Origin of the sequence: Streptomyces sp. NPDC004667, from assembly GCF_040609475.1 — a bacterium.
Taxonomy (GTDB): Bacteria; Actinomycetota; Actinomycetes; order Streptomycetales; family Streptomycetaceae; genus Streptomyces.
The window spans coordinates 1-1,428 of the sequence record NZ_JBEXKC010000263.1 but is presented as its reverse complement, the minus strand read 5'-3'; the positions used below and the strand labels follow the sequence as shown (position 1 = coordinate 1,428).

Genomic DNA, 1,428 nt, shown 5'->3' with positions numbered 1-1,428 from the left:
GGGTGACCAGCCAGAGCGCGGGGCCCCGGCCGGCCGTGATCAACGCGGACGTCAGGGCCACCGTCAGGGCCGCCCCGAGCTGTACGCAGGTCTGGTAGAGCCCGCCCCCCGCCGACTGGAGTCCGGGCGGGAGCGAGGAGGTGGCCTGGAGGTGCAGGGCGGTGAAGGCGAGCACGAACGCGACGCCCACGCAGGCGGTCGCGGGCAGCAGGTCGGTGGGGTGCACCGGCCCCCCGCCGGTGTGCGGGTAGAGGGCGTAGCCGAGCGGTGCGGCGGCGGCGCCCGCGGCGACGGCGCGGGCCGGGCCCAGCCGGATGGCGATCCGCGCCGAGTACAGGGCGCTCAGCGCGAGCGGTGCGGCGGCCGGCAGGAAGGCCAGCGCGGTCTGCCAGGGGCTCCGGCCGGCCTCCCTCAGGTGGAGGGTGGCGATGAGCAGGAAGCCCGTGTACGAGCCGTTGAGCGCGGCCGCCCCCAGCGCGGAGCGCAGCAGCGGCGCGTGCCGCAGCAGCGCGGTCCGCAGGAGCGGGCGGGCGGCGGTGCGTTCGGCCCGTACGAGGACGGCGGCGCACACCACCGCCCCCGCGAACGCGAGGGCCGCGTTGCGCCGTTGCCCGGCCGGAGCGCCGAGGCCGGCGAGTCCGTACACCAGCAGCAGGACGGTCGCGGTCAGCGCGAGCGCGGCGGTCACCGCCCGCCACCGGTCCCCGGCCGCCGGGCGGGGTCCGGGCCGGTCCCGCGGTACGAGCACCAGGCCGGCCGCGAACAGCAGCAGGGCGACGGGGGCCGGGAACGCGAAGGTCCAGCGCCAACCGGAGCCGGTGAGCAGCCCCGACAGGAGCAGCCCGGCGCAGAACCCGGCGGCGCCGAAGAAGGTGTAGAGGGACACGGCCCGGCGGCGGGCCGGGCCGTCGGGGACGGCCGCCATGACGATGGCCAGGCCCGTGGGGGCGGTCAGCGCCACGCAGCCGCCCTTGAGCACGCGGGTGACGGTCAGCAGGGCCGCGCTGTCCGTCAGCGCGCCCACGAGGGAGGCGGCGGCGAAGACGAGGAGCGCGGCGAGGAAGACCGGGCGGCGGCCGAGGTGTTCGACGAGCCGGCCCCCGAGCAGCAGGAGCCCGCCGAAGCCCGCGGCGAATCCGCTGACGAGCCATTGGAGTTGGGGGACGGACAGGGCAAGGTCATCGCCGACGGACGGCAGCGCCACCAGGGTCGCGGACACCTCCAATGCGTCGACCAGCATGTTCGCGGCGAGTACGGACACCAGGGCCGACCGGGCCCGGGGCCGCTCGCCGACGGGCGGGGTTCTCGTCGGGTACTGCATGCTCACGTTTCGCCAGACGGTGGATACGGCGGGACACGGGAACCGCGGCGGCCGTGGGCGCCACGGGAAAGGGGGAGGCGGGCCCCCGGGGAGGGGTCCCCGGGGGC

General features: G+C 77.4%; 1 protein-coding gene. It reads right to left on the bottom strand.

Translation table 11 applies throughout. The features are described 5' to 3' along the window. On the bottom strand, positions 1–1,321 hold a 1,321-nt coding region (locus tag ABZW32_RS39925; RefSeq protein ID WP_356225837.1), incomplete at its 3' end, for an MFS transporter. Positions 1,322–1,428 lie beyond the last annotated feature (107 nt).